An 18,435-nucleotide genomic window follows, 5' to 3' on the forward strand; every position below is an offset into this window, starting at 1 on the left:
GGCGGTGGCCTCAGCGGATGGGGGCGCCGCTGATCGCGCGGGCGATGACCAGCCGCTGGATCTCGGAAGTGCCCTCGAAGACCGTGTAGATCTTCGCGTCGCGCGACCACCGCTCCACCGGGTAGTCGCGGGTGAACCCGTTGCCGCCGAGGATCTGCATGGCCTGGGTGGTGACCCGCACCGCTGTCTCGCCGGCCACCAGCTTCGACATCGAGCCCTCGGCAGCCTCGAAGGTCTTGCCCTGGGCGGCCATCCAGGCCGCGCGCCAGACCAGCAGCCGGGCGGCGTCGATCGAGGTCCGCATGTCGGCCAGCGCGAAGGCGATCGCCTGGTTCTCCACGATCGGGCGGCCGAACTGCTCACGGGTCCGGGCGTAGTCCAGGGCCACCTCGTAGGCCGCCCGCGCGATGCCGACCGCCTGTGCCCCGACACCCGGCCGGGTGCGCTCGAACGTGGCCATGCTGGCGTTGCCCCGGGCGGGCCCGGTCCCGGACCGGGCCCGGGCCAGCCGCGCGTCCAGCTTCTCCTTGCCGCCCAGCAGGCACCGCCCGGGCACGCGTACGGCGTCGAGGACGACCTCGGCGGTGTGCGAGGCGCGGATGCCGTGCTTGCGGAACTTCTGGCCCTGGCTCAGCCCGCGGGTGCCCGGCGGGACGACGAAGCTGGCCTGGCCGCGGGTGCGCAGCTCCGGGTCGACAGCGGCGGTGACGACGTGCACGTCGGCGAGCCCGCCGTTGGTCGCCCAGGTCTTGGTGCCGGTGAGGACCCACTCGTCGGTGGCCTCGTCGTACCTCGCCCGGGTGCGCATCGCGCCCACGTCGCTGCCGGCGTCGGGCTCGGAGGAGCAGAACGCCGCGAGCCGCAGGTCGCCGGGCTCGCCGAACATCTGCGGCGCCCACTCCCCGACCTGCTCGGGCGTGCCGTTCGCGCTGACCGCCGCGGCGGCGAGCGTGCTGCCGACGATCGAGAGCCCGATGCCGGCGTCGCCCCAGAAGAGCTCCTCCATCATCACCGGGATGCCGAGCCCGGTCGGGTCGAAGGACTGGGTGGCGAAGAAGTCCAGGGAGTAGAGCCCGATCGCGGCGGCCTCCTCCAGCACCGGCCAGGGGAACTCCTCGCGCTCGTCCCACTCCGCGGCGGCGGGCCGGACGACGTCCGCGGCGAAGGTGTGCACCCAGTCCCGCAGCTCCCGGTGGTCCGGGCCCAGTTCGAAGGAAGGCCCGACGGAAGGCCCGGAGGGTGCTGCGGTGGCGTCGCTCACGCGCCGAGCGTAGCCACGGCCGGCGCCCGCGGGGGGCGGATCGGGTCGCTCAGCCGCGCAGGGCGCCGAGCCGGCGCAGCGGCGCGGTGAGCTTCCAGGAGCGGCTGGCCTCGAGGTCGGCGATGCGCCGGCGCAGCTCGGCCTCGCGGGCCAGGGCGCTGTCGAGACGGCTGCCGCGACGGCGCTTCTGGGAGAAGACCGAGATCCACCGGTCCGGGATCGGCGAGGGGATCACCTCGTGGTGACCGAAGACGCCGAGGATCTCGACGAGGTACCGCTCGAAGGCCGCCGGGGTGTAGACGTAGGTCTGGTCCTGCTCGGCGGGCAGGCTGACCCCCATCAGCGGCAGGTCGTCGCCCGGGACCGTCGCCCCGGGCACTGTCGCGGCGAACTTGCGGTCGCCGAGCCCGGGGTACTCCAGCACGAGGTGGGACCGGGTCAGGTCCGCGGCCCGGTCCAGGAACGCGAACGGGTCGTGGACGTGGTGGATGACGTTGAGCGCGAGCACGACGTCGAAGGAGTTCCGCGGCGCGTCGTACCCGTCGAGGACCATCCGGTGCAGCTCGATCGGGGTGCCGAGGGCCTGCGAGATCGCCCGGGCCTTGCGGATCCGGGACTGCTTCGGCTCCAGGCCGGTCACCTCGGCACCCATCCGGGCCGCGCTGAGCGCCGCCGCGCCCTCGGCGCAGCCGATGTCGAGGACCCGCTTGTCGGCCAGCGGCATCTGCAGGGCCCGGCCCAGCGTCAGCGAGCGCTTCGAGCCGGTGGCCCCGGGCCGGTAGTCGGCCTGGTAGGTCCGCGGGCCGAGGTCGAGGTCCGGAGCAGGGTGGCCGGCCGCGCACAGCCCCTCGGCGGCGTCGGTGGCGAGCAGCGGGAACTGCCAGCGCGAGACCGGGAGCAGCTCGGGGTGGTTGCTGCACAGGTACTCCACCGGCTTGCCCGCCCCGTCCAGGGCGAGCGCCAGCTGCTCGTAGTACTGGGCGAGGTGCTTGGTCTGCAGCACTGTCGACCAGCGCTCGGCGCGGTAGGTGTTGTCCGCGAAGCGCTTGATGTCGGGCTCGGTGCCCTCCCGCATCGCGGCCCGCTCGATGAGCACCGAGCGCGGGGCGCCGATCACGACGACCCGCTCGGCGGCCTCGAGGCTCGCGACGAACTCCGGGTGCTGGGTCTGTGCGATCCGGGTGGGGCCCTCGCCCTTGCGGGACTGGCTGACCGCCAGCAGGTTGAGGTGGACCACGTCGTTCGGCCCGCTCGGCACCGCGCGGCCGCGGCGCAGCTGGTGCCCGAAGTGGACCCGCCGGCGGGCGCCGTCGGCCGGCTCCTCGAGGGAGCGGATGTAGGTCGACTTGCCGGCGCAGGTGGGACCGATGACGAGGAGCACCGGCGCAGGTTATCCCGGCGGGACCGCCGCCGCCCGCCAATTGCCCCGGGGGCGGCGCCGGGGCCGGATCAGTCCCGGTCGGCGGACCCGGGGGCCGTGCCGTCCTCGGCCTCGTCGCCGTCCGCGAGGATCCCGTAGAGCTTGCGGCGGGCGTCGACGAGCACCGTGACCGCGGCCGAGCGCTGCTGCTCCGAGCCGGTCGTCACGATCTGCCACACCGCGCTCATCACCTGCCCGATCTCGGGCTTCAGGTCGACCCCGCGGGCCGGCTCCTCGCCGGGCTCCTCGAACGGCGCCCATACAGCTGCCAGCTCGGTGGCGTGCTCCGCGGCGTACGTCGCGCCCGCCTCGGAGAGGCCCAGCGCGCGGCGGCCGCCATCGGCGACCTCGACGACCAGGCCCTCGTCCTGGAGCTGCTGGACGGTCGGGTACACCGACCCCGGGCTGGGCTTCCAGGCCCCGCCGGTGCGCTCCTCGATCTGCTGGATCACCTGGTAGCCGTTGACCTGCTCACCGCGCTCGGCCGCGCTGCGCAGCACGTCGAGGATCGCGGTGCGGACGTCGCCGCGGCGCACCCGCGGACCCCGGCCCGCCCCCGGTCCACCGCGACCGCCGCCCTGGCCGAAGCCCAGCAGTCCGGCCCACGGCGGCGGCCCGCCGTGGCCGTGACCGCCCCAGCCGCCTCGGCCACCACGGCCGCCGTCACGGTGCTGGCTCCAGCGCGACTCCCAGTCGCCGTCGGGGCCTCGACCCCATTCGTTCCTGCGTCCCATCGGGGACCTCCTTCGGTGGTGCTTCCAGAAAGTGATATCGCGACTGTTCGGCGATATATCGCTACCGTACGCCGCGGTCCGTCCCCGGACAAGGTCCCTCGGCGCCCGGGCGGCGCGGTGGACCCCTGAGGTTTGTCATGGGCAGGTGATGAGGCACCGCACTGTCGGGCGGCCGCGGAGCCCGAGAGGGTAGGACGCATGGAGATCCCCACCCCCGCCATCCGACTGCGCGGCGTCCGGCGCCGCTACGGCACCGGCGAGCGCCGCTTCGAGGCCGTGCGCGGCGTCGACCTCGACGTCCCGCGCGGCAGCGTCGTCGCGCTGCTCGGCACCAACGGTGCCGGCAAGACCTCGCTGCTGGAGGTCGTCGAGGGCCTCGCACCCGCCAGCGCCGGCACCATCGAGGTGCTCGGCCTGGACCCGATCGCCGACCGCGCCGAGGTGCGGCGGCGCACCGGCGTACTGCTGCAGCGCAGCGGGTTTGCCGCGGACCTCACCGTGCGCGAGACCCTCGAGCTGTGGGCCAGCACCCTGACCCGTCCGCGTCCGGTCGCGGACGGCCTGGCCATGCTCGACCTCGCCGACCGCGCCGACACCCGGGTCGGGGCGCTGTCCGGCGGTGAGCAGCGCCGTCTCGACCTCTCCTGCACGCTGCTCGGCGACCCCGAGCTGGTGCTGCTCGACGAACCCACCACCGGCCTGGACCCCGAGAGCCGGCAGCGGCTGTGGGACCTGGTGCGCGGGCTGCGCGACGCCGGGCGAACCGTGGTGCTCTGCACCCACCACCTGGACGAGGCGGAGACCCTCGCCGACCGGATCGCGATCATGCACGGGGGCCTGATCGTGCGCGACGGCACCGCGGCCGAGATCACCGCCGCGCGCCCCTCCCGGATCCGGTTCAGCACCGACCCGGCGATCGAGCCGCTGCCGTCGGCCGATGCCCTGGGGGCGCTCCGCCTGCATGCCGAGCACACCACCACGACCGTCGAGACCCACGACCTGCAGGCCACGCTCACCGCGCTGCTCACCTGGGCCGGGCGCCACGACGTACGCCTCGAGGGCCTCGACGCCCGCACCGCGAGCCTGGAATCGGTCTTCCTCGACATCGCCCGCGAGCCCGTCGACCGCCCGAGCGACCCCGCAGACCACCAGAACCGCCACCAGACCGGGCACCAGCTCGCCGGCGCCCTCGAAGGGATCCCGCGATGAGCACCCTCGCCCCCACCGACTCCCCGACCCCGTCGCCCGCCCGCGCCTCGCTGCGCCGGGTCCGCGGCCTGGTCCGTGCCAACGCGCGCCTGGTGGTGCGCAACCGGCTGACGCTGTCCTACGCCGTCGTCCTGCCGCTGCTGCCGCTGCTGCTGGTGCTGGGCGGCGACCGGGGCGCGATCGGCCCGGGCGCCGCCTCGGTGATCACCGTGGTGATGCTCGCGCTGCTGTTCCCGGTCTTCTACAACACCTTGTCGATGATCGTGACCCGACGCGACGAGCTGGTGCTCAAGCGGCTGCGCACCGGGGAGGTCCGTGACGCCGAGCTGTTGGTCTCGCTCGCCGCCCCCGGCGCGATCATCGCGATGCTGATCGGCCTCGTGACCATCCCCGCCGCCCTGGCCCTCGGCGTACCCGCCCCGCAGGCGCCGGTGCTCTACCTGCTGACGATCGCCGTCGCCTCGGTGACCCTGGCGACCCTGGCCTTCTGGACCGCCGCCTGGACCCGCAACGCGGAGGCGGCGCAGCTCACCAGCATGCCGGTGATGGCGCTGCTGGTGGCCGGCCAACTCGCCGTCGGGTTCCCCGACGAGGTGCGGCGCTGGATCGCCTACACGCCCGGCGGCGCCGTCACCGACCTGGTCCGCGGCTCCTGGTTCGGGCTGGGCCCCGACGACGGCGTCGACCCGACCCTCGACACGCTGGGTGCCTGGGCCGGCGCGGGCGTACCGCTGCTGGTGCTGGTGGCCTGGACCCTGCTGGGCGGTTGGCTCGCCGCCCGATCCATGCGCTGGGAGCCGCGCGCCTGAGGCCCCGGCGCCGGGCAGAATGGCGCCGACCCGAGCATCGCGGCCACCCGGCCGGCCAGCACCGAGGAGCGGAGACCGATGAGCGCACGCTGGTGGCAGTGGGCCGGCCGCGACCAGGTCTCCCGGGTGGACGCCTACACGCGGCAGTCGCTGTACCTGCTGCTGTGGGGGTCGCCGGTCTTCCTGGCCCTACAGGCCCTGGCCCTGGTCCCCGAGGACCAGACCGCCCTCGCCCTCGCCGTCACCGTGGCCGGCCTGGTGGTGTGCGTCCCCGCGACCGTCGTGCTGCGCGAGGTGATGGAGGCCTACCCGCAGGCGGGGGCGCTGCCTCGGCGGGCGGTGCCGTTCCTCGCACTGCTCGCCGTCGGGTACGTCGCGGCCCTGTGGCTGCCCACCGAGACCCGAGGCCTGGCGGTGGTGCTGCTGTGGAGCTCGCTGGCCTGGTCGCTGGCGGGGCTGCGCGGGCGGGTGGCGACCGGCGTGCTCCTGGCGGTGCTCACGGTGACCCCTGCCCTCGCCAGCCGGGAGCCGAGGTCCGCGCTGCTGGGACTGGGCGTCGGCGGGTTCTTCGTGTTCACCGTGCGGGTCTCGCTCTGGCTGCTCTCCGTGGTCCAGGAGCTCGACCACGCCCGACGGACCCGCTCGGCCCTCGCCGTGGCCGAGGAGCGGCTGCGGTTCGCCCGCGACGTCCACGACGTGCTGGGCCGCCGGCTCTCCGCGATCGGCGTGCAGGCCGAGCTGGCCGCCGCCCTCGCCGAGCGCGGTGACCCCTCGGCCCCCGCGCGGATGCTCGAGGTGCGGGCCGTTGCCAACGAGGCGCTGCGCGAGGCCCGCGAGCTCGCCCGCGGCTACCGCGCCACCGACCTCGGCCAGGAGCTGGACGGCGCCCGGTCGCTGCTGCGCTCGGCCGGCATCACCGTCGAGCTCGACGTCGCGGACCTCCCGCCGGGCTGGCACGAGCCGGCCGCCTGGGTGGTGCGCGAGGCGGTGACCAACGTGCTGCGCCACTCCGAGGCCACGACCGTCTCGATCCGCTACGGCGAGGACGGCGTCCTGCGGGTCGGCAACGACCGGCCCGGACCGGCGGCCCCGGCCGCCCCGGGGCCCACCGGAGCCGGGCTCAGCGGCCTGGCCGACCGGCTCGCGCCGCTGGGCGCGACCGTGACTACCGAGCGGGGCACCGAGCGCTTCGAGGTCGCCGCCCGGCTTCCCGGTCCCGGGCCCGCCGCCCTCCCGACCGGACCGACCGGCCCCACGACCCGGGCTGGCCGGGTAGCCGCCGGACCTGCGGGGGTCGCCCCGTGATCCGGCTGCTGCTCGCCGACGACGAGAACCTGATCCGGGTCGCGCTGGCCCAGCTCCTCGACCTCCAGGACGACCTCGCGGTGGTGGCCCAGGCCGCCTCCGGCCCCGAGGCGCTCGCGGTCGCGCGGGCCCAGCGGCCCGACGTCGCCGTCCTCGACCTCCAGATGCCCGGCCTCGACGGCATCGGCGTGGCCGAGGCCCTGACCGCCGAGCTGCCCGGCTGCGGCGTCGTCATGGTCACCGGCCACGGCCGCCCGGGACACCTCAAGCGCGCCCTGGCGGTCGGCGTCCGCGGGTTCCTGCCCAAGACCACCTCCGCGACCACGCTGGCCACCGTGATCCGCAGCGTGCACGCCGGCGGTCGGTACGTCGATCCCGAGCTCGCCGCGGAGGCGATGGCCGCCGGCGACAGCCCGCTGACCCCGCGGGAGGCCGACGTCCTGGAGCTCGCTGCCGACGGCGCGCCCGTGGACGAGATCGCGGAGCGCGCCGCGCTGAGCCCCGGCACGGTCCGCAACTACCTGTCCAGCGCCACCCTCAAGCTCGGCGCCGCCAACCGGCACGACGCCTGCTCCGTGGCCCGGCGGCTGGGCTGGATCTGACCTCGGGCCCGCCCCGGCTACCGCGCCAGCCAGGCGGCGTACGCGTCGAAGGTGTAGGGCCGACCCAGGAAGTCCGCGACCAGGTCGGCGGCGTCCTTGGCCCCGCCGGGCGCGAGGACCCGGTCGCGGTAGCGGCCGGCCACCTCGGTGTCGAACAGGTCGTCCTGGTCGAACGCGCTGAACAGGTCCTTGGCGATGACCAGCGACCACATGTAGGTGTAGTACGCCGAGGAGTACCCGCCGAGGTGCCCGAAGCTGGCGTACATGTGGGTGCCCTCGGCGTACGGGAACGGCGAGTAGCGCGCTTGGAGCTCCCGCATCGCTGCGGTGAGATCCGCGGGTCGCTCGGTGTGGAACCAGTAGGACATCGCGGCGTAGAACATCTGCACCCGGGCCGCGATCCCCTTGCCGTAGTCCTCCGCCGCCCGCATCCGGGACACCAGGTCGGCGGGGATCGGCTCGCCAGCGGCATCGGTGGCGAAGCCGGCCAGCACCTCGGCGTCCCAGGCCCACTCCTCGAGCATCTGGCTGGGCGCCTCGACGAAGTCCCACTCGGTCGCGACCCCGGCGAAGCGCGCCCACCGGCCCCGGCCGCCCAGGACGTGGTGGACGAGGTGGCCGAACTCGTGGAAGAGCGTCACCGCGTGGTCGTGCTCCATCAGCCCCCGGGAGAAGTTGCAGACCAGCACGCCCTCGGGCAGCTGGCTGCTCGAGGCGAGGGACGAGCCGTCTCGCAGGACTCCGTCGGTGAGCGTGAACTGGGCGGCGTGCTTGTACTTGCCCTCGCGGGGATGCAGGTCGAGGTAGATGCGCCCCAGCGGCGCCGCGCCCTCGGGGGCGGCGGCGTCCACGACGTCGTACGCCGTGACGTCCGGGTGCCAGACGGCGGCGCCGGCGACCTCGACGTAGCGCAGCCCGAAGAGCCGGCCGGTGACGTCGAGCAGGCCCTGGCGGACCTTGGCGAAGTCGAGGTAGGCGCGCACCTGCTGGGAGTCGACGTCGTACTGCTCGCGGCGCACCAGCTCCTGGTAGTAGGACGCGTCGGAGCCGGTGACCTGCTCCGCTCCCGGCACGTCGCGGCGGTAGCGCTCGAGCAGCACCGCCAGGTCGCGCTCCATCGGCTCCTCGGCGGCCGCCGCGATCCGGTCGATGAACGCCGGCACCGCCGGGCCGGAGCCGATCATCTTGACCTCGGCGTCGTAGGAGGCCCAGTCCGCGTAGCCGAGCAGCGTGGCCAGCTCGTGGCGCAGCGCGAACATCTCCTGCAGCAGCTGGTCGTTCTGCGGGTAGCCGCGGGTCAGGAAGGCGCGGGTCATCGCCGCCCGGACCTCCGCGTCGTGGACGAACATCCGCACCGGGACCGCGTCCGGGTAGTCGGTGGTGGCGGTGATCGTTCCGTCGGCCGCGGGCGGGTGCGCGTCCAGCCAGTCCTGCGGCAGGCCGGCGTACCGCTCGGCGGGGAACGAGATGGTCCGCACGTCGTCGCGGGTGTTGCGGCTGAACTCCTGGTCCAGCGCCGTCAGCCGCTCCCGGATCTCGCTGATCCGCTCCCGGGTCGCGTCGTCGCGGTCGACGCCCGAGCGGCGGAAGTCGCGCAGCGTGCGCTCGAGCAGCCGGCTCGCCTGGGCGTCCAGGCCGGCAGGGTCGAGCGCGGCGAGGACGTCGTGGATCGCCCGGTCCTGGCTGAGCTCGGTGGCCAGCCGGTCGGCCTCGAGCTCGGCGAGCTCGCTGCGGGTGCGCACCGCCGCGTCGGGGTGCACGTTGGACAGCAGCGAGCCGACCGCCGCGACGTTCCCGAGCTGGAGGGTGATCTCGTCCCACAGCTCGAGGGTCTCCAGGACCGAGGCGGGCGGGTCGGTCCGCAGCCGGTCGGCCAGCTCCTGCACGGTGCCGAGCAGGGTGGTGGCGCGGTGGTCGACCCACTGCTCGGCGGTGTCGGCGTCGGGGAGCCGGAGCGGCGCGGGGGACGTCATGGCGCCAGCGTGCCACGACGCCGGGACAGGTAGGCCCGCTCCGCCGGGTTCGCGGTCGCCGCGATCGCGGCGTCGTACTCGGCCCGGGCCTCGGCGCTGCGACGCAGCCGGCGCAGCAGCTCCGCGCGGGTCGCGTGCCAGGCGTGGTAGCCGGCCAGGTCCAGCCGGTCGACCTCGGCCAGCGCCACCTCGGGCCCGTCGACCTCCGCGACCGCGACGGCCCGGTTGAGGGCCACCACCGGACCGGGGTCGAGGACCCGCAGCCGGTCGTAGAGCGCCACCACCTGCGACCAGTCGGTGTCCGCGGCGGCCGGCGCGTCGGTGTGCACGGCGTTGATCGCGGCCAGCAGCTGGTAGCGCCCCGGCCGGTTGATCGCGAGGCACTCCCGGACCAGTGCATGTCCCTCGGCCACCAGGCCGGCGTCCCACCCGCCGCGGTCCTGCTCGGCCAGCGGCACCAGCGCGCCGTCGGCGCCGACCCGGGAGGGCCGGCGGGCCTCGGTGAGCAGCATCAGGGCCAGCAGCCCGGCCACCTCCGGCTCCCGGGGCATCAGCTCGCGCAGGGTCCGACCCAGCCGCAGCGCCTCGGCGGTGAGGTCGCCGCGGAGCGCGGCGTCCCCTCCGCTGGCGAGGTAGCCCTCGTTGAAGATCAGGTAGACCACGGCCAGCACGGCGCCCAGCCGCGGCTGGAGGTCCTCGGCCGCGGGCACCCGGAAGGGGATCCGGGCCCGGGCGATCTTCCGCTTGGCCCGGGTCAGCCGCTGCGCCATCGCGGCCTCGCCGACGAAGAAGGCCTGGGCGATCTCGGCGACCGTGAGCCCGCCGAGCAGCCGCAGGGTCAGCGCGACCCGCACCTCGGGGGCGAGGGCCGGGTGGCAGCAGGTGAAGATCAGCCGCAGCCGGTCGTCGGCGACCGCGCCCGTCGGCTCGTGCGGGGTGTCGTCGTACATCAGCAGGGCCTCCCGGTGCCGGGCGCCGCGGGTCGACTCCCGCCGCAGCCGGTCCAGCGCGCGGCGGGTGGCCGTGGTGGTCAGCCAGCCGCCGGGGTTGGGCGGTACGCCGTCGCGGCGCCACCGCTCCAGCGCGACCACCAGCGCCTCCCCGGCGGCCTCCTCGGCCAGGTCGAGGTCGCCGAAGCGGCGCGCCAGCCCGGCCACCACCCGGCCGTACTCGTGGCGGTAGATCCGCTCGATCTCGGCATCGATCCCAGGATCGGCCTCCCCGGGGCTCACTCCGACTGGAACGGCCGCACCTGGACCCGGCCCTGGCAGGCCCGCGAGCCCTCGGCCGCCCAGCGCAGCGCTGCATCGAGGTCGGGGGCCTCGATCACCCAGAAGCCGCCCAGCCACTCCTTCGCCTCGGCGAAGGGCCCGTCGGTGAGGACCGGCTCGCCGCCGGTCGCGTCCACGGTGGTCGTGGTGTCGATCGGCTCCAGCCCGCCGGCGAAGACCCAGGCCCCCTCGGCGCGGAGCCTCTGGTTGAACCGGTCCACCGCCTCGAAGACCGGCCGTGCGGCCTCCGGATCCTCGGCGTACGGGTCCTCGTCGGCGCCGTGGTGCACGGAGAGCAGGTACTGCGTCATGGTTCCTCCTCGGTGTCGGGGCGGACCGCCGCCCACCGCTCGTCCCCTCCACGAGCGGACCGGCCCCGATCCGACACCCTTCCCGAGAAGCCGCGATCCTTCTAGCCTCGAGGCATGCCTGGTCCCCGGTTCGAGCTGGCCAACACCGTCCTGGGTACGCCGGACCCGCGCGGCCTCGCGGAGTTCTACCGCGAGCTGCTGGGCTGGCAGGTGCGCCAGCCCGACGACGGCGACCCCGACTGGGTGGTGATCAAGCCCCGCCTCGGCGGCACCGGCCTGTCCTTCCAGCGCGAGGACGGGCACGTCCCGCCGGCGTGGCCGGCCGGCGAGGGGCGGCAGCAGATGCAGCTGCACCTCGACATCGCCGTCGACGACCTGCCCGCCGCTGTCGCGCGGGCCGAGCAGCTCGGCGCCACCCAGGCCGACCTGCAGCCCCAGGAGCTGGTCCGGGTGCTGCTGGACCCGGCCGGCCATCCGTTCTGCCTGTTCGCCCCCGGCGGCTGAGCCGGCCGGGACCCGCGCCGCGTCCTCCTCGGCCCCCGCGTAGCGTTTCGCGCCGTGCCGCGCCTGAGGAGCCTCGTCGCCGACACGCGGCCGCTGCGCAACGAGCACTTCCGCCGGCTGTGGCTGGCGAACATCGTCACGGTGATCGGCGCCCAGCTGACCGTCGTGGCGGTGCCGGCCCAGATCTACGCCGACACCGGCTCCTCGGCGTACGTCGGGCTCACCGGGCTGTTCGGCCTCGTCCCGCTGGTCGTCTTCGGGCTGTACGGCGGAGCGCTGGCCGACGTCTTCGACCGGCGCTCGATCCTCGTCGTGACCACGCTCGGCCTGATCGGCACCAGCGCGCTGTTCTGGCTCCAGGCCGCGATGGGCAGCACCGACGTCTGGCTGCTGCTCGGGCTGTTCGCGGTGCAGCAGGCGTTCTTCGCCGTCAACCAGCCGACCCGCAGCGCGCTGCTGCCCAAGCTGCTCGACCTCGAGCTGCTGCCGGCCGCCAACTCGCTGAACATGACGGTGATGCAGGCCGGCGCGATCGCTGGCCCGCTGGTGGCCGGCGTGCTGATCCCGGTGCTGGGCTTCGAGTGGCTCTACCTCATCGACACGGTCACGCTGCTCGCGACGCTGGGGGCGGTGCTCCGGCTGCCGCGCCTGCCCGTGCTCGGCGCGAGCTCCGCGGTCCCCGGGCTGCGCTCGGTCCTGGAGGGGCTCGGCTACCTGCGTGACCACCCGGTGCTGCTGATGTCGTTCGTCGTCGACATCATCGCGATGCTCTTCGGCATGCCCCGGGCGCTGTTCCCGGAGATGGCCCACCTCGACTTCGGCGGCCCCGACGAGGGCGGGCTGGTCTTCGCGCTGCTCTTCGCCGCCATCCCGGCGGGTGCCGTGATCGGCGGGGTGTTCAGCGGCTGGGTCTCCCGGGTGGAGCGCCAGGGGCTCGCGGTGATCGTGTGCATCCTGGTCTGGGGGGCGGCGATGACCGGGTTCGGCGTCTTCGTGGGGCTGGCCGAGCACGCGCACACCCTGATGCTGAGCCTGGCGCTGCTGATGCTGGTCCTCGGCGGTGCGGCGGACATGGCCTCGGCGGCGTTCCGCTCCAGCATGCTCCAGAGCGCGGCCGCCGACGCCGTCCGCGGCCGGCTCCAGGGCGTCTTCATCGTCGTGGTCGCCGGCGGCCCCCGGGTCGCCGACGTCGCCCACGGCGCGGCGGCCGCCTCGGTCGGGGCGGCCGCGGCCGCGGCCGGCGGCGGGGTCCTGGTCGTGGTCGGCACGGTGGTCGCGGCGCTCGCCGTGCCGTCGTTCGTCCGCTACCGCGTCACCCACCGGCGCACCGCCTGAGGTTTGCGCTCCCGCGGAGTGCGTCACCGGGGACCATGAGCTGGCCCTTCCCGCCCGGGCTCCCGGGACCCCGCGATCTGCAGCGGTACGCCGAGCAGCTGATCGGCGCCGTGCCGCGGATGACCGCCGTCCTCGCGGGGGCCGAGGCCCTCGTGGTGGCCGCGGACGGCCTGCTGGCCGAGACCCGGAGCCTGATGGCGCGCATCGAGGGGACCCGCCTGGACGCCGACCAGATGGTCCGCGACATGGACGAGCCGTTCCGGCGGCTGATCAGGCTCCTGGACGCGCTGGAGCCCTCGCTGCTGCGCCTGCAGCCGATGCTCGAGCGGCTCTCCGAGTCCACCTCGCCCCACGAGGTGGACTCGATGGTCGCGCTGATCGACCGGCTGCCGGCGCTCACCGACAGCGTCGAGTCCGACGTGCTGCCGGTGCTGAGGACCCTGCGCAGCGTCGCCCCCGACCTGCACGACCTGCTCGACATCTCCCGGGAGCTCAACGAGCTGCTGCTGAACCTGCCCGGCATGGGCCGGATCCGCAAGCGGGTCGAGGAGCAGCAGGATGAGGACGCGGCGGGCGCCCCGGGATGAGCCGGCCGTAGAATCCGGCCAGTGATCCCGACCGACCGCAGCCCGCTCGACGGGATCGACCCCGACGACCTCGCCACCGCAGTCCGGGTCCTCAACCAGCTCCACGAGCTGCCCGACGACCACCCAGACATCCGCACGGTCAAGCACGCCGCCTCGCACATGTACAAGGCGCTCAAGCGCGAGCGGCGCACCCGCAAGCGCGAGGCCGAGCTCGCCCACGACCGGGCGGTCACCGAGGCGACCGCCACCGGCTCCCCGATGCGCATCGACGACGAGACCGCCGGCATCCCGCTGGTCTCGACCTCCGGCGGCGCCTTCGCCGGTGAGCTGCTGAACCCCCGCGGCTGCTACATCTGCAAGACCGACTACACACTCGTCGACGCGTTCTACCACTGGCTGTGCCCCTCCTGCGCGGCGATCAGCCACACCAAGCGCGACCAGCACGCCGACCTGACCGGCAAGCGCGCGCTGCTCACCGGCGGGCGCGCCAAGATCGGCATGTACATCGCGCTGCGGCTGCTGCGCGACGGCGCCCACACCACGATCACCACCCGGTTCCCGCGCGACGCCGTACGCCGCTTCGCCGCGATGGAGGACAGCGCCGACTGGCTGCACCGGCTCAAGGTGGTCGGGATCGACCTGCGCGACCCCACCCAGGTGATCTCGCTCGCCGACGACGTGGCGGCCGCCGGGCCGCTGGACATCCTCGTCAACAACGCCTGCCAGACCGTGCGCCGCTCCCCGGGCGCCTACTCGCAGCTGGTCGAGATGGAGTCCGCGCCGCTGCCGACCGACCTGGCACTGCCCGAGATGGTCACCTTCGACCGGGTCAGCGAGGCGCACCCGGCGATGATCGCCGGCGCGCTGCGCGAGCACGCGGTCGCACACCCCGACGAGGACGGAGCCACGCTCCCCGCCCGCACCGCGGCCGACCTGACAGCGCTCGCGCTCACCGCCGGCTCGGCGTCCCTGGAGCGGCACCTCGACGGCACCGCCGTCGACGCCGGCGGCCTGCTGCCGGACCTGCAGACGACGAACTCCTGGACCCAGCACGTCGACGAGGTCGACCCGTTGGAGCTTCTCGAGGTCCAGCTGTGCAACCAGACCGCGCCGTTCCTGCTGATCTCCCGGCTGCGGGCCTCGATGCGCGAGGCCGTGCGGCTCGGCGCGCGCCGGGCGTACGTCGTGAACGTGAGCGCGATGGAGGGCCAGTTCTCCCGCCGCTACAAGGGGCCGGGCCACCCGCACACGAACATGAGCAAGGCCGCGCTGAACATGCTGACCCGCACGTCGGCCGGCGAGATGTTCGAGACCGACCGGATCCTGATGACCGCCGTCGACACCGGCTGGATCACCGACGAGCGGCCGCACCAGGAGAAGCTGCGGATCGCCGCCGAGGGCTGGCACGCACCGCTCGACCTCGTCGACGGCGCGGCCCGGGTCTACGACCCGATCGTGCAGGGCGAGGCCGGCGTCGACCTCTACGGGCACTTCCTCAAGGACTACGTGCCCAGTCCCTGGTGAGGCGTCTCAGGGGTGCAGCAGCCCCCGCACGTACTCCGCCTGACCGACGTGGCGGGCGCAGTCGTCGAGCACGCTGACCAGCCGCACCCCGAGGGTGACCGGCGGGTCCCAGCGCTCGTCGACGACCCGGTCCAGGTCGGCCTCGCCCACCGTGTCGAGGAACGCCAGCGTGCCCTCGTGCACCGCGATCAGGTACGCCGCGAGCGCGTCCGCCGGCGCCCGCACCAGGCCGACCTGCTCGGGGCTGTGCCCGTAGCCGGTGTCGTCGGGGTCCAGCGGCAGCGTGAAGCGGTCCACGAAGTGCCGCGCCACCCATACCTGGTCGCGCCCGGCGACCTCGGCCACCTGGACGTCCTGGACCCGGGTGAGGTGCCAGACCAGCCAGGCGATCGAGTTCGCCTCCGGTCCGGGGCGGAAGGCCAGGTCGTCGGCGCCGAGGCCGTCCACGACCGCCGTCCCACTGTCCACGATGCGCTGGAAGCCGTCGCTCAGCAGTGCTGCAGGAGTCATGGACCGACGCTACGACGCGGAGCTAGCAGGCGCGACGGGGTACCGACCGCGCATGACCAACTTCGGCTACACGTTGATGACCGAGCAGAGCGGCCCCCGCGAGCTGGTCCGCTACGCCGTGGCGGCGGAGCGGGCCGGATTCGACTTCGAGGTCTCCAGCGACCACTACTCACCGTGGCTGAGCGAGCAGGGCCACGCGCCGTACGCCTGGACCGTGCTCGGCGCGGTCGCGCAGGCGACCGAGCGGGTCGGGCTGATGACCTACGTGACCTGCCCGACCGTGCGCTACCACCCGGCGGTGGTCGCCCAGAAGGCCGCGACCCTGCAGATCCTGGCCGAAGGCCGCTTCACGCTCGGGCTGGGCAGCGGCGAGAACCTCAACGAGCACGTCGTCGGCACGGGCTGGCCCTCGGTCGGGGTCCGGCAGCGGATGCTAGTGGAGGCCATGGAGATCATCCGCGAGCTGCACACCGGCGAGCTGGTCGACTACCGCGGCGAGTACTTCGACGTCGAGTCCGCCCGGGTCTGGGATGTGCCGGACGAGGGCGTCGACCTGGGCGTCGCGGTCGGGGGCGAGCGGGCGATCGAGGCGCTGGCGCCGCTGGCCGACCACCTGGTCGCCACCGAGCCGGACGGCGAGCTGATCGAGACCTGGAACACGACAGCCGACGCGCCCCGGATCGGCACGGACGCCCGGGCGATCGGCCAGATCCCGATCTGCTGGGGTCCCGACGCCGAGCAGGCCGCGGCGTACGCCCACGAGCAGTTCCGCTGGTTCGCCGGGGGCTGGAAGGTCAACGCCGACCTGCCCACCCCGGCCGGCTTCGCCGGCGCCACCCAGTTCGTCCGGCCCGAGGACGTGGCCGGCCAGATCCCGTGCGGCCCGGACCTGGACGCGGTGGTCGAGGCGGTCTCGGCGTACTGGAAGGCCGGGTTCACCGACATCGCGCTGGTCCAGGTCGGTGACCGGCACCAGGAGGAGTTCCTCGCCACCGCGGCGCAGCCGCTGCTGGAGAAGCTCCGCGCCGCCGCGCCGGCCTAGCCGGACCCGGTGGTCGAGCCGCGAGCGCAGCGGACCCGGTGGTCGAGCCGCGAGCGCAGCGAGCGTGTCGAGACCCCTCCGGATCTCGACACGGCCTCGCCGAGGGCTCGGCCGGCTCGATCACCGGGCGGCAAGCTGGTTCAGCCCTCGGGGCGCAGCTTCGCCAGCCGCTGGCGCAGCAGCTCCGCGCGGTGGGCGTTGCCGTGCAGGGCGATGTACCGGTCGCCGTAGACGGCGAGCAGCGCGTCGTCGAGGCGGCGCACGGCCCCGGGCGGGTAGCGGTAGTCCATCCGCTCGTTGAGGTCCCAGGCCAGGGCGGGCCGGATCGCCTCACCCAGCTCGTCGAGGGAGGTGATGCCGAGCTCGAGCAGCAGTCCGGAGATCCACGCGTAGTGGTCGGTGCGCGACCAGCCCGCGTCGGCGTACTGCCCGGCGAGGAAGGCGGCCAGCTCGCGCGGGTCCAGGCGCGGGTCGTCGGGCTCGTCGACGGCCGGCTGCCGGCCCCCGGGGGCCTCGCGGATCCGGTCGCGGATCGTGGAGAACTCGCGGTCCGCCAGCTCCAGCAGGCCGGCGGCCAGCGTGAAGCGCCGGTCGAAGTCGCGGGCGTGCTCCTCGGGCATCGTGCCCTTGTAGCGGATGTCGTGCTCGAACTCCGCCCACGCGTGCTGCAGCACGGTGCGGATCTGGACCTGGGCGACCCGGTCCTGCAGCGCGGCGTACGCCGGCTCGCGCTGGCGCCCGGCGTCCAGCTCGATCAGCAGGTGCCGGCTGGCGTAGCCCCACCGGCCCTCCTCGGCGGTCTCCTGACCCATGTCCCGGTCGTCCTTGACCACGACCTGGCTGGCGAGCAGGTCGGCCACGGCGTCGACGTCGCTGTGCACGTAGGTGATCACCCGCACGCCGATCTGGTCGGTGATGTCGCGCAGCGGGTGCGGGTAGAGCGGCTGGCCCTCCTGGGTCCGCGCCGCCTTCTCCGCGAAGCTCGCGATCGACTTGGTCCGTCCGTCGACGGTCAGATAGTTGATGCCGGCCTCGTCGAGCACGGCGCGCACCAGGTCGACCACCTGCTCCCCGGCCCGGGCCAGCGCGGGGTGCTGGACGGCGTACTCCCGCACGGCGGCCTGGATCCGCTCCTGCGTGGTCGCCGCGGCGCGGCGCTCCCGCGGCGTCGGGGCGTGGTCGGCCGGCAGCGTGGGCGTGACGATGTAGCCGCTGCGCCAGCCCTCCGGGCCCTCCTCGGCGTACGTCGTGACCGACTCGGGTGCGCGGGCGGCGAGCATCGCGACGTACGCGCACACGATCGCGTCCACCTGGTCCTCGACGACCCGCAGCTCGCTCTTGCGGCTCGCCCCCTCCACGGCCCGGCGCAGCCCGGCCCAGGCCGGGCCGGCGACGTGCATCGCGACCTCCGCGGCGGCCAGGCCCTCGAGCAGCCCCATCAGCACCAGCAGCTCGGCGCGCAGCCCGGCGACGTCGCGCCCGGCCTTGTTCTTGTACTTCAGGGTCCGGCCGAGCCGGAACAGCGCGACGGTCGCGGGGTGCGGGTAGACCTCGATGGCGCGGCGCGACCGGCCGCTGCGCGGGTTGACGTCGAGGCCGAGCCGCTGGGTGAGCCGCTGGGCGCGGGTGCCGTCCCGGAACTCCGGCTTCCCGGTGTTCACCGGGTGCGCGCCGGCGTCGAAGCGCGCGAAGTCCCGGTTCAGCGCCGCCTCGGCCGGCCGGTTGCCGGTGGCGTTGGTGACCAGGATCGGCGCGTCGACGCCGACCAGGCACTCCCCCTCGACGTAGCGGGCCAGCCCGTCGGCGATCTCGTCGTCGGTGCGGGCCGCGCTGACGTGCACCAGCCGCCCCCCGTCGTCGAGGACCGCCAGCCCGCTGGGCCGGTTCTCACCCCACGCGAGGTCGAGGCCGACGTAGTGAAGGTGCATGGGTGCAGCCTGCCGCATGTCGCCCCCGGGGCATGTAACGCGACGTTCGCTGCTCTAGGCGCCCGCTGCAGCAGGCGCCTAGTGGTGCGAACGTCGCGTTACAAGGGGCG

Annotated in this window: 17 protein-coding genes; 9 read left to right on the forward strand and 8 right to left on the reverse strand. The window is 74.4% G+C overall.

The window, feature by feature from the left end:
* Positions 1-10 precede the first annotated feature (10 nt).
* The 3 genes from EBO35_RS18880 to EBO35_RS18890 all read right to left on the reverse strand — a co-directional run bounded on the left by EBO35_RS18880 (position 11) and on the right by EBO35_RS18890 (position 3,415).
* Positions 11-1,261 (reverse strand): acyl-CoA dehydrogenase family protein, encoded by a 1,251-nt coding sequence (locus tag EBO35_RS18880; RefSeq protein WP_241153778.1) that lies wholly within the window; start codon positions 1,259-1,261, stop codon positions 11-13.
* A 49-nt stretch (positions 1,262-1,310) separates the two neighbouring features.
* Entirely contained in the window at positions 1,311-2,642 is a 1,332-nt protein-coding gene (locus EBO35_RS18885; protein WP_122819098.1) for a methyltransferase domain-containing protein, read from the reverse strand.
* Positions 2,643-2,710: 68 nt separating this feature from the next.
* Positions 2,711-3,415 carry a PadR family transcriptional regulator gene (locus EBO35_RS18890; RefSeq protein ID WP_122819099.1) on the reverse strand — a complete coding sequence of 235 codons (705 nt, stop codon included), beginning with the start codon at positions 3,413-3,415 and terminating at the stop codon, positions 2,711-2,713.
* A gap of 198 nt (positions 3,416-3,613) precedes the next feature.
* Here EBO35_RS18890 and EBO35_RS18895 point away from each other — a divergent pair, with 198 nt between their 5' ends.
* The 4 genes from EBO35_RS18895 (at position 3,614) to EBO35_RS18910 (ending at position 7,340) form a co-directional block, all read left to right on the forward strand.
* Entirely contained in the window at positions 3,614-4,624 is a 1,011-nt protein-coding gene (locus EBO35_RS18895) for an ABC transporter ATP-binding protein (RefSeq protein WP_122819100.1), read from the forward strand.
* Positions 4,621-5,433, forward strand: coding sequence for an ABC transporter permease (locus EBO35_RS18900; protein ID WP_122819101.1), 813 nt, complete (start codon positions 4,621-4,623; stop codon positions 5,431-5,433). Before EBO35_RS18895 ends, EBO35_RS18900 begins: the two co-directional genes overlap by 4 nt.
* 78 nt (positions 5,434-5,511) lie before the next feature.
* Positions 5,512-6,738, forward strand: a complete 1,227-nt coding sequence (locus EBO35_RS18905) for a sensor histidine kinase (protein WP_122819102.1) — start codon at positions 5,512-5,514, stop codon at positions 6,736-6,738.
* Positions 6,735-7,340 (forward strand): response regulator transcription factor, encoded by a 606-nt coding sequence (locus EBO35_RS18910; protein WP_122819103.1) that lies wholly within the window; start codon positions 6,735-6,737, stop codon positions 7,338-7,340. Before EBO35_RS18905 ends, EBO35_RS18910 begins: the two co-directional genes overlap by 4 nt.
* A gap of 17 nt (positions 7,341-7,357) precedes the next feature.
* On the opposite strand, the gene EBO35_RS18915 is transcribed toward EBO35_RS18910, so the two are convergent.
* Genes EBO35_RS18915 through EBO35_RS18925 form a run of 3 tightly spaced genes read right to left on the reverse strand, consistent with a single transcriptional unit; the run spans position 7,358 to position 10,895 of the window.
* The gene (locus EBO35_RS18915) at positions 7,358-9,313 is read right to left on the reverse strand and encodes a M3 family metallopeptidase (RefSeq protein ID WP_122819104.1); all 1,956 of its coding nucleotides are present in this window, start codon (positions 9,311-9,313) and stop codon (positions 7,358-7,360) included.
* Positions 9,310-10,545, reverse strand: coding sequence for an RNA polymerase sigma factor (locus EBO35_RS18920; RefSeq protein WP_241153779.1), 1,236 nt, complete (start codon positions 10,543-10,545; stop codon positions 9,310-9,312). Before EBO35_RS18920 ends, EBO35_RS18915 begins: the two co-directional genes overlap by 4 nt.
* On the reverse strand, positions 10,542-10,895 hold the full coding sequence (locus tag EBO35_RS18925; RefSeq protein WP_122819105.1) for a YciI family protein: 354 nt from the start codon (positions 10,893-10,895) through the stop codon (positions 10,542-10,544). The genes EBO35_RS18920 and EBO35_RS18925 overlap by 4 nt, the downstream gene beginning before the upstream one ends.
* Before the next feature lie 114 nt (positions 10,896-11,009).
* Here EBO35_RS18925 and EBO35_RS18930 point away from each other — a divergent pair, with 114 nt between their 5' ends.
* Genes EBO35_RS18930 through EBO35_RS18945 form a run of 4 tightly spaced genes read left to right on the forward strand, consistent with a single transcriptional unit; the run spans position 11,010 to position 14,845 of the window.
* Entirely contained in the window at positions 11,010-11,399 is a 390-nt protein-coding gene (locus tag EBO35_RS18930) for a VOC family protein (RefSeq protein ID WP_122819106.1), read from the forward strand.
* Between the two features lie 54 nt (positions 11,400-11,453).
* On the forward strand, positions 11,454-12,734 hold the full coding sequence (locus EBO35_RS18935; RefSeq protein ID WP_206422618.1) for an MFS transporter: 1,281 nt from the start codon (positions 11,454-11,456) through the stop codon (positions 12,732-12,734).
* 35 nt (positions 12,735-12,769) lie between these two features.
* Positions 12,770-13,321, forward strand: a complete 552-nt coding sequence (locus EBO35_RS18940) for a hypothetical protein (RefSeq protein WP_122819107.1) — start codon at positions 12,770-12,772, stop codon at positions 13,319-13,321.
* A gap of 21 nt (positions 13,322-13,342) precedes the next feature.
* Positions 13,343-14,845, forward strand: coding sequence for an SDR family NAD(P)-dependent oxidoreductase (locus EBO35_RS18945; protein WP_122819108.1), 1,503 nt, complete (start codon positions 13,343-13,345; stop codon positions 14,843-14,845).
* Between the two features lie 6 nt (positions 14,846-14,851).
* Here the strand turns inward: EBO35_RS18945 and EBO35_RS18950 are convergent, their stop codons facing one another.
* A complete protein-coding gene (locus EBO35_RS18950; RefSeq protein ID WP_122819109.1) occupies positions 14,852-15,355 on the reverse strand; it encodes a mycothiol transferase in 504 nt (167 codons plus the stop codon).
* Positions 15,356-15,407: 52 nt separating this feature from the next.
* On the opposite strand from EBO35_RS18950, the gene EBO35_RS18955 reads away from it, so the two are divergent.
* Positions 15,408-16,397: an LLM class F420-dependent oxidoreductase gene (locus EBO35_RS18955; protein WP_122819110.1), complete on the forward strand. Its 990-nt coding sequence runs from the start codon at positions 15,408-15,410 to the stop codon at positions 16,395-16,397.
* A 140-nt stretch (positions 16,398-16,537) separates the two neighbouring features.
* On the opposite strand, the gene EBO35_RS18960 is transcribed toward EBO35_RS18955, so the two are convergent.
* Positions 16,538-18,325: a DUF429 domain-containing protein gene (locus EBO35_RS18960; protein WP_122819111.1), complete on the reverse strand. Its 1,788-nt coding sequence runs from the start codon at positions 18,323-18,325 to the stop codon at positions 16,538-16,540.
* Between the last annotated feature and the right edge of the window lie 110 nt (positions 18,326-18,435).

The organism is Nocardioides pantholopis (assembly GCF_003710085.1).
In the GTDB taxonomy this organism is placed as follows: Bacteria; Actinomycetota; Actinomycetes; order Propionibacteriales; family Nocardioidaceae; genus Nocardioides; species Nocardioides pantholopis.